Annotated in this window: 7 protein-coding genes; 6 read left to right on the forward strand and 1 reads right to left on the reverse strand. The window is 62.6% G+C overall.

Annotated features, from left to right (window positions below; translation table 11 throughout):
* From Q7S58_RS13605 to Q7S58_RS13630, 6 genes are all read left to right on the forward strand, one after another.
* A partial coding sequence (locus tag Q7S58_RS13605) for a hypothetical protein (protein ID WP_304826522.1) occupies positions 1-874 on the forward strand: 874 nt, incomplete at its 5' end.
* 3 nt (positions 875-877) lie between these two features.
* Positions 878-1,357 (forward strand): hypothetical protein, encoded by a 480-nt coding sequence (locus tag Q7S58_RS13610; protein WP_304826525.1) that lies wholly within the window; start codon positions 878-880, stop codon positions 1,355-1,357.
* Positions 1,326-2,522: a CaiB/BaiF CoA-transferase family protein gene (locus Q7S58_RS13615; RefSeq protein WP_304826528.1), complete on the forward strand. Its 1,197-nt coding sequence runs from the start codon at positions 1,326-1,328 to the stop codon at positions 2,520-2,522. Before Q7S58_RS13610 ends, Q7S58_RS13615 begins: the two co-directional genes overlap by 32 nt.
* Positions 2,522-3,826 (forward strand): CaiB/BaiF CoA-transferase family protein, encoded by a 1,305-nt coding sequence (locus Q7S58_RS13620; RefSeq protein WP_304826531.1) that lies wholly within the window; start codon positions 2,522-2,524, stop codon positions 3,824-3,826. Before Q7S58_RS13615 ends, Q7S58_RS13620 begins: the two co-directional genes overlap by 1 nt.
* A 35-nt stretch (positions 3,827-3,861) precedes the next feature.
* The gene (locus Q7S58_RS13625; RefSeq protein WP_304826535.1) at positions 3,862-5,367 is read left to right on the forward strand and encodes a 4-hydroxyphenylacetate 3-hydroxylase N-terminal domain-containing protein; all 1,506 of its coding nucleotides are present in this window, start codon (positions 3,862-3,864) and stop codon (positions 5,365-5,367) included.
* A gap of 21 nt (positions 5,368-5,388) precedes the next feature.
* Positions 5,389-6,882: an amidohydrolase family protein gene (locus Q7S58_RS13630; RefSeq protein ID WP_304826538.1), complete on the forward strand. Its 1,494-nt coding sequence runs from the start codon at positions 5,389-5,391 to the stop codon at positions 6,880-6,882.
* A 41-nt stretch (positions 6,883-6,923) separates the two neighbouring features.
* Here the strand turns inward: Q7S58_RS13630 and Q7S58_RS13635 are convergent.
* On the reverse strand, positions 6,924-8,234 hold a 1,311-nt coding region (locus Q7S58_RS13635), incomplete at its 5' end, for a rhodanese-like domain-containing protein (protein ID WP_304826542.1).

The raw sequence follows: 8,234 nt of genomic DNA on the forward strand, positions 1-8,234 counted from the left end.
CGAAAACGACAGCGAGATGGCGCGCGGGTCGATACCGCGCGCGGGCGCGATTGGGATTGGCAACCCGGTACGAGAGAAAGCCGAGTTGTGGACCGATGCGGTTCCAGACTTGTACGAGGAAGGCATCCGGCATCGCTGGAGGCCCTCGCTCGACATCCCGTGGGAGAGCATCGAGCCGCTCGCGCCGGACCTTGAACTCGCGATGGCACAATTCACCACCGTGCTCAGCGAAAATGCGCTCGTATGCCTCGACATAATCGCGCGCTGGCTGCGCGAGATCAGCTACGGATTCCACGAAGTGAAGCTGCTGATGGCAGTACAGGAGTTCGAGGCAGGCCGCCATTTCGAGGCGTTTCGCAAGCGCGCGGTGGTCAATGGCGGCCGGCTCGGCTTCGAGTCGTCGGGAAAGTTCCTGCGTCTGCTATGCGACTCGAAAACTTTCAACGAAACCTCGATGCTGCTGCACATCACTCACGCAAGTTTCGCGCGCACGTTGTACAAGGCCGGAGCGAAATTCTCTTCGAGCGAAGGCGATCGCACGCTGTTTACTCTTTGCGCGGCAGATATGGAGCGATGGTTGGCCTACGGCACCGTGCGGCTGCGCGGGATGCTGGAAAAGAAGCCCGAGCGGCGCGAACAGGTTCACTCTTATCTCGTTCGCGGCGAGGTCGCGCTCACCGAGGATTGGCATCGCGATACGCCGTTTCGCGAGGCTCTGGCGATCCTGCTTGGCGGAGGACTCGCAGGCGTCCGAGAAGGGCTGAAGCGGGTCGGCGAGTTGCGCAGTCGGCAGGTGGACGATTACCTCGAGCAGCTTGAACAAGCCAGCCTACCCGAGCGGCGCGAGCGGGTTTTTCCCGGGCTCAGGACGTGATTTATGCCGGTATTTCCCTCGGTTGAATGGTTCGACGCGCTGCGCGACTTGGTGAACCACGATCCGTCGTACGTGCACATCGGAACCTGCGATGCGGTGGTCGGGATCCACATATCCGACCTCCACAGGTGCTATCTCGTTACCTTCGAGGTCTTCGAGTGCAGCGAGGTACGCGAGACAAACGCGGAAGGACTCGCGCAGGCGGACTTCTGGCTCGAAATGGACTACGCGGGATGGCGCGACATGATCGAAAACATCCGCGCTACCAACGGGCATCCCGATAGCCGCCATTCGCTGAACACGCTGAACTATGCCCTGGCAGAGCCGTTTGCGAGAGGCGAGGACGGGCTCAAGCTGGACCTCTTCTACCGCTACAACCAGAGCTTTCAGCACTTTTTCAATAGTGCTGCGAAAATCGATACGGTCTTCGCTGGAAAAGGAAACGCCGCCAGTGAGCGATCAGCCACCATTCCGAATCGTTGACCTGAGCACCAACGCGACGGGTGGCTATGCGACGCGCCTGCTCGCTGCGTACGGCGCCGAGGTCATCAAGATCGAGCCGCCACGCAGCGGCGATCCCACGCGCGCGGTTGGACCGTTTCCGGACGACCGGCCCGATCCTAACTGCGGCGCGACTTCGCTATTTCTCGATACCAACAAGAAGAGCGTGACGCTCGACGTGGCGAAACCGGTGGGCCGCGCGATCCTCGATCGCCTGCTCGAGCGGGCGGACGTCTTGATGGAAACCTTCTCGCCCAGCATGGCCGACCATCTGGGACTGAACTATTCCGACCTCGAAGAGCGCTTTCCGCGACTGGTGGTCACTTCGATCACGCCGTTTGGAAAAGACGGACTGTACCGCGACCTCGAAGCCTGCGAGCTGGTTCTGGAAGCGATGAGCGGATGGCTGTTCCAGTCGGGCGAACCCAATCATCCGCCTACCCGCACCCGAGGCGAGTTGGCGACCGCGATGGCGCCGGGTCTGCTCGCAGCCTCGGGAACGCTCGCGGCGCTTGCGTGGCGGGCAAACAGCGGCGAGGGACAACTGGTCGAGGTGGCGGCGATGGAAGCGATGCTGGCGGCGAGCCGCTACTACGAAACCACCTACGCGTACCGCGACCTTCTGATCGCCCGTCTGGGCACCACGCTGTCGGCAACGTACTGTTACCGTCCGGCGAGCGACGGATGGGCTGCGCTCTGTGCCACGACCGATCAGCAGCGCGAAATCTGCGCGCATGTGATGGAACTGTCCGAGCATCTCGACGATCCCGCGTTTGCTCCGCCGACCGTAGGCTCCAGTACCGAGCAAAGCCGCGCCACGGATCTGATCGATCGCTGGGTCACTCAACATTCGCGAGCGGAAATCTTTCACCTCCTCCAGGGCATGCGCGTCCCGAGCGGATTCCTCACGACGGCCGACGAGCTGCTCGGACTCGATCAATTGAAGGAGCGGCAGGCTTTCGTTCGGATCGATCACCCCGCGGCCGGCTCCCTCGATTACCCAGCGGCGCCTTTCAAGATGGGCGTCACGCCGTTCAGGACCACTCGGGCACCGCTGCTCGGCGAGCACAATCGCGAAATTTATCTCGAGCAGCTCGGGCTGAGCGAGGACGAGTTCGCCGCGCTCACGCGGGAAGGAATCATCTAATGAAGTCCGCGGCGTCTGAACTGCCACTCGCCGGCATCCGAGTACTGGATCTCACCACTTGGTGGGCTGGCCCCCTGAACGCGATGATTCTCGCGGACTTCGGCGCCGAGGTCGTCAAGATCGAAGCGATCCAGCGCCTCGACAACTGGCGCGCGACGTTGGCGGATCGCAACATCGAACAGTGGTGGGAAACTTCGCCGCTGTTCAACTCGGCTCAGCGCAACAAGTTCGACTTGACTCTGAACCTCGCGTCGGTGCGCGGGGTCGAGGTGTTCAAGCAGTTGGTCGCCTGTAGCGACGTCGTCTGTGAAAATTACAGCCCCCGCGTGATGCCGCAGCTTGGGATTGCGTATGAGGTTCTGCGGGAGATTAATCCCCGGTTGATCATGAGTTCCCAGACCGGATTCGGCTTGACCGGTCCGTGGCGGGACTACGTTTCGTTCGCGCAGGTCGCTGAGACGCTTGCCGGGCTGGCGCATCTGACCGGCCGTGAAGACGGCCCGCCCACGTTCGCGGGGCAGATGCTCGGTGACACCCTGTCGGCGCTGCATGGCGCATTAGCGGTCATGATCGCGCTTGACGAGCGCGCCCGAACCGGGCGCGGGCAGCATATCGATCTCGCGCAACTCGAGACGGTGGTTCCCACCACCGCGCAGGCGCAGCTCGACTATCAGATGAACGGCCGCGTCTGGAACCGCGTGGGCAACCGCCATTGGCGGATGGCGCCGCACGGATGCTACCCGGCGCGCGGCGAAGACCGCTGGATCGTGATCGCGATCGATGGCGACGAGGAATGGAAGCGGCTGGGTGAATTGATGGCAAATCCGGGGTGGACCCGCGAGGCGCGGTTCGCGACCGCCGCAGCGCGTCTAAACAATGCCGACGCGCTTGATCAATTGATCGCTGCATGGACGCGAGATCAGGATCGCGACGAACTCGCGCATCAGTTGCAGCGCGCCGGCCTCAAGGCAGGCCCGGTGCTCAATCCCGCCGACTTGCTCGAAGACCCGCATCTCAAGGCACGCGGATTCTTTCAGTACCTTGATCGCGAGCATGTCGGACGTAAGCCGTATCCCGGTATCGGGATTCGATTCTCGAAGACCCCGATGCACGATCGGATGCCTGCGCCGGCACTTGGCCAGCACAATGAGGAAATCCTTCGCCGGGTGCTTGGAATGTCCGATCAGGAGATCGAACAACTGGAACGCGAGCAGGTAATCGGAAAAATTCCGGCCGCGTTGCTACAACCTGCTCCGAGCCCGGCCGAGCCTGCTGAAGACGCCGCGCCGGTGCGCGGAAAATAGACCGGCGCGCGATGCCGCGTGACCTGGAGGAAAATATGGCGATGATGACCGCTGAGCAATACCGTGAGTCTTTGCGCGACGGGCGGCTGACGTATGTCGATGGCCACAGTATCGCGGACATTACGCAGGAACCTTGTATGCGTACCGCGATCGACTGGGTCGCCGAGGGTTATCAGCGCTTCTACTCGACGGAGCCGGGCGCATACAACCCGATGTACGCGATGCCGAGTTCGAAGGACGATCTCGCCAAGCGGGCGGAAGCGGGCAGCCAGGCCGACATCACCTTCGCGCTTGCGGCGGTTGTGCTCGCGCTAATGACTGCGGCGCCGGAACTGGCCAAATCAAATCCCGAGTACAAGCGCCGGATCGAAAAGTTCGTGGATCATTGCCGCCGCAAGGACTTGCGGGTTTGCGAAGCCATCAGCGACGCCAAAGGAGATCGCTCGCTCGCTCCTTCCAAGCAACCCGACGCCGACGCCTACGTGCACGTGGTGGACCGCAAGGCTGACGGAATCGTGGTGCGCGGCTGCAAGATGCACATCACGTCGGCCGCCGTGGTGCATGAAATCGTCGTGCTCCCGACCAAGCATATGAAACCCGGCGAGGAGCAGTACGCCGTCGCGTTTGCGGTCCCGGTCAATGCCCCGGGCATCAAGATTCTCAACACCACCTACGCTCCGCGGGTCGAAGATGCGCGGCATTTCCCGGCTAGCGGCAAGCGCAGCATGCCCGAGGGGTTCGTCGTCTTCGATGATGTTTTCGTGCCGACCGAGCGGGTGTTCCTCGACGGCGAAGTGAAACATTCGTCGCTGCTCGCACACTCTTTGGGGTTGTGGGAGCGCGCGGGCGGCCTTTGGGGGTCGGCTCATCAGGCGGACCTGATGGTCGGACTCGCGGCGCTGATCGCGGAGGCCAACGGACTCGAAAAGACGCCGCACATTCGCGACAAGATCAACGAAATGATCGTTTATGCCACGATGATTCGCGCAGGCGCCGAAGCGGCGTGGAGCAAAACCGGCTTCAACGCCGACGGGATGGTCCAGCCGGACCAGCTCTTCACCAACGTGACCAAGTATTTCGCCGCGTATCATTACCACGAAGTCGTGCGAAATCTTCAGGACATCGCGGGTGCACTGGTCGTGACCGCGCCCACGGTCGCCGACCTCGAAAATCCTGAGACCGCCGGCTACGTGCATAAATATATGCGCGCTCGCGCCGACGTCCCGGGTGAGGATCGTATGCGTTTGTTCCATCTCATCCGCGATCTCACCGCCGATGCGATGGGCGGATGGGAGATGGTCACCAAGTCGCTGGCGGGCGGCGGAATGTATGCTCAGCGCTCGGTCGCGCGCACCCACTACGATTTGGCCGCGGCAAAATCGATCGCGCAGGAGGCGGCCGGGATCAAGCCCGCTGGCGCCGCCCCGGTTGCGAACGATGCGAGCGCAAACGCCGCAACCCCATCGCGCACCAACGGAACTTCTACCGACTCGCGCCACCAAGCACAGGCACCGGTTTCTGCGGCCGGCGTCAAAAGCTAGGCGGCGGCTCAGGAGGCACTCATGGCAAATTCAAACGGCCGGTCAAAATCTGCGGAAATACGCTCGCGTCTCGATCACCCGATCGTCGATGCCGACGGACATCATACGGTGGAGTTCACGCCCGGCTTTCTCGACTATCTGAAAGACGTCGGAGGCGCGCGGGTGGTCGATCGGTTCACCGGCGGCGCCAATACGTCGTACTACCAGGGATGGTACGCGCTTAGCCCCGAGGAGCGGCGCGATCGCCGGTTCTTTCGCCCTCCATGGTGGGCGGTCCCGACCAAGAACACGCTCGACCGCGCGACTGCGACGCTGCCACGCCTGATGTATGAGCGGCTCGACGAGATTGGGCTCGATTTCGCGATCCTCTACCCGACCCAGGGCATGTTCGCGCCGCACATCAACGACGAGGAAGTCCGGCGAGCCGCCTGCCGCGCCTTCAACCGGTTCAACTCCGACGTATTCCGCGAATATTCATACCGGCTGACGCCGGCTGCGGTCATCCCGATGCACAACCCGCAGGAAGCGATCGAGGAACTCGAGTACGCGGTCAAAGAACTGAAGATGAAAGCGGTAATGATGGCCTCCTACGTGATCCGCCCGATCGCCGCTGTAGTGCGCGAGCATCCCAAGATGGGGCGCTATGCTCGCTGGATAGATACCTTCGGGCTCGACAGCGAGCACGATTACGATCCGCTATGGGCGAAATGCGTCGAGCTGAAGGTGCCCGCGACCTTTCACTCGCCTGCCATCGGACTTTTCGGGCGCGACTCGATCTCGAACTACATGTTCAACCATATCGGCCACTTCGCGGCGATTTCCGATCGGCTATGCAAGTCGCTGTTCATGGGTGGTGTGACGCGGCGCTTCCCTTCGCTCAAGTTTGCGTTTCTGGAATGCGGAGTCGGATGGGCCTGCTCGCTATACGCTGACCTGCTTGGCCACTGGGACAAACGCAACATCCGGGCGATGGAGAATTACGATCCCGCAAATCTCGACCGCGAGATGCTACTCGCGCTTTACGAGCAATATGGCGATGAACGGGTCCGCCGGAACCTGGATTCGATGCGCGCGAATCCGAGTGTGGCAGGAACAGGACGCGAATATCCGGCTGCCGACCAGACGATGCTGGACGAGTGGCAACTGAGTGGCGTCGATTGTCCCGAAGACCTCCGCGACCGGTTCGTCCCGAACTTCTACTTCGGTTGCGAAGCCGACGATCCGATCACCGCTTCGGCCTTCGACGCGCGGCGCAATCCGTTGGGCGCGCGGCTCAACGCCATCTTCAGTTCGGACATGGGACATTGGGACGTGCCCGACATGACCAAGGTCGTCGAGGAAGCGCACGAGATGGTCGAGCACGAGACGATCGGGGCCGACGATTTCCGGCGCTTTGTGTTCGAGAATCCCGTTCGGCTGTGGGCCGAAGCGAATCCGGATTTTTTCAAGGGCACGATCATCGAGGGACAAGTAGCGCGGCTGATCGGAAAAAGCGGCCAAAGCGGCGCGCGGTAGCCGCCGGCCCGCGCTTGAGCGCTCATCGGCGTCGGGACGGTTCAAGAAGAGCGGTGATAGCGCCGCCCGAGCGCCTCTTCGTCCTTCAGGTAGCGCGCCATCCTTTCATTGCTGTAGCCGAACTTGCCCGCGCCGAACAACCCGATTTCGGCGACCGCGATCTCTTCGAGTTCGGATTGCGCGCCGAGACCCTCTTCTACGTCGAACCCGCGCCGTTTCCAGTTCTCGAATCCGCCCTGCAGGACTGCCACATTACGATAGCCGAGCGCGGCCAGCGTCGCGGCCGCCAACACCGATTCCGTCTCGCGGCGTGAATAGAGGACCACGCGCGCATCGCTTCGCGCCGACTCCGCAATCTTGAATTCCAGCCATCCGCGCGACATCCATCGCGCGCCCGGAATGTGGCCGGTCGCGAACGCGCCGGCGCCCCGCAAATCGATTAGTACGGGAAGCGGAGTCGCTCCCAGGGTGTCGCGCAGCGCGTCGGCGGAGACGAAGGTTGCGCGCTCGCGGGCGTTTTCGATCTTCGGTACGGGTAGTTCGCGCGGCTGTCCAAGTTCGGCCGGGAACTCCTGCAGGAAGCGCGGCAGCCATGCCGGTTGCCCATAATCGACCTCGAATGGCGCGCCCGTTTCTGTTTCGTAGCCGCACGCCGCCCACGCAAGATAGCCGCCCTCGAGCACCGCCACGTTTTGGTAGCCCATGCCCTTCAGGATGGACGCTGCCACTGTTGCGCGGGCGTGCCCGTCGCCTATCGTCACTACCGGAGCATATTGAACGCCGACCAGCGCATCGGCAATGAATTGGACTTGAGTGGCGCTGCAGAAGCGCGCGCCCGCAATATGGCCTGCTGCGTATTCTTCGCCCAATCTCACGTCGAGGATGTAAAGCAACTCATTAGCCGCAATTCGCGCGCGCATCTCACTCGGCGTGACGAGCGCGATACGGTCCTCGCTTCTGAGGCGCATGGCGAACTCATCGGCCGCGGCGACTGACGACGGCGACGGCCGTGCTTGCGAAGGATCGGCGCCGCTCGCGAGTTCGTCACCCCATCCCGCGATCCGCCAGGCGCCGGTCCCGCCCTTGAGGGCATATACCGGATTCGGCAGATTCATCCGACGCAGGAGATGCGCGGCGATAATGCTTCGCGTTCGGCCCGCGCAGTTGGTCACGATTGGCACCGACGGATCGGAGGCGAGATCGGCCGCCGCACGCGCAATCTCTCCAATCGGCGCGCTCCGTGCGCCGGGGAGATGCGAGGCCTCGAACTCGGAGTATGGGCGCGAGTCGAGAACGAGCACTGGCTCGCCGCGCTCGATCATCTTATGAAGCACGTCCACCGTCAGTTCGGG

This window comes from Candidatus Binatus sp. (assembly GCF_030646925.1).
Taxonomy (GTDB): Bacteria; Desulfobacterota; Binatia; order Binatales; family Binataceae; genus Binatus.

Bases quoted from the DNA above. Each gene is read 5' to 3' on its own strand.
- Q7S58_RS13620 (WP_304826531.1), top strand. From the start codon at position 2,522: ATGAAGTCCGCGGCGTCTGAACTGCCACTCGCCGGCATCCGAGTACTG.
- Q7S58_RS13630 (WP_304826538.1), top strand. From the start codon at position 5,389: ATGGCAAATTCAAACGGCCGGTCAAAATCTGCGGAAATACGCTCGCGT.
- Q7S58_RS13625 (WP_304826535.1), top strand. From the start codon at position 3,862: ATGGCGATGATGACCGCTGAGCAATACCGTGAGTCTTTGCGCGACGGG.
- Q7S58_RS13610 (WP_304826525.1), top strand. From the start codon at position 878: ATGCCGGTATTTCCCTCGGTTGAATGGTTCGACGCGCTGCGCGACTTG.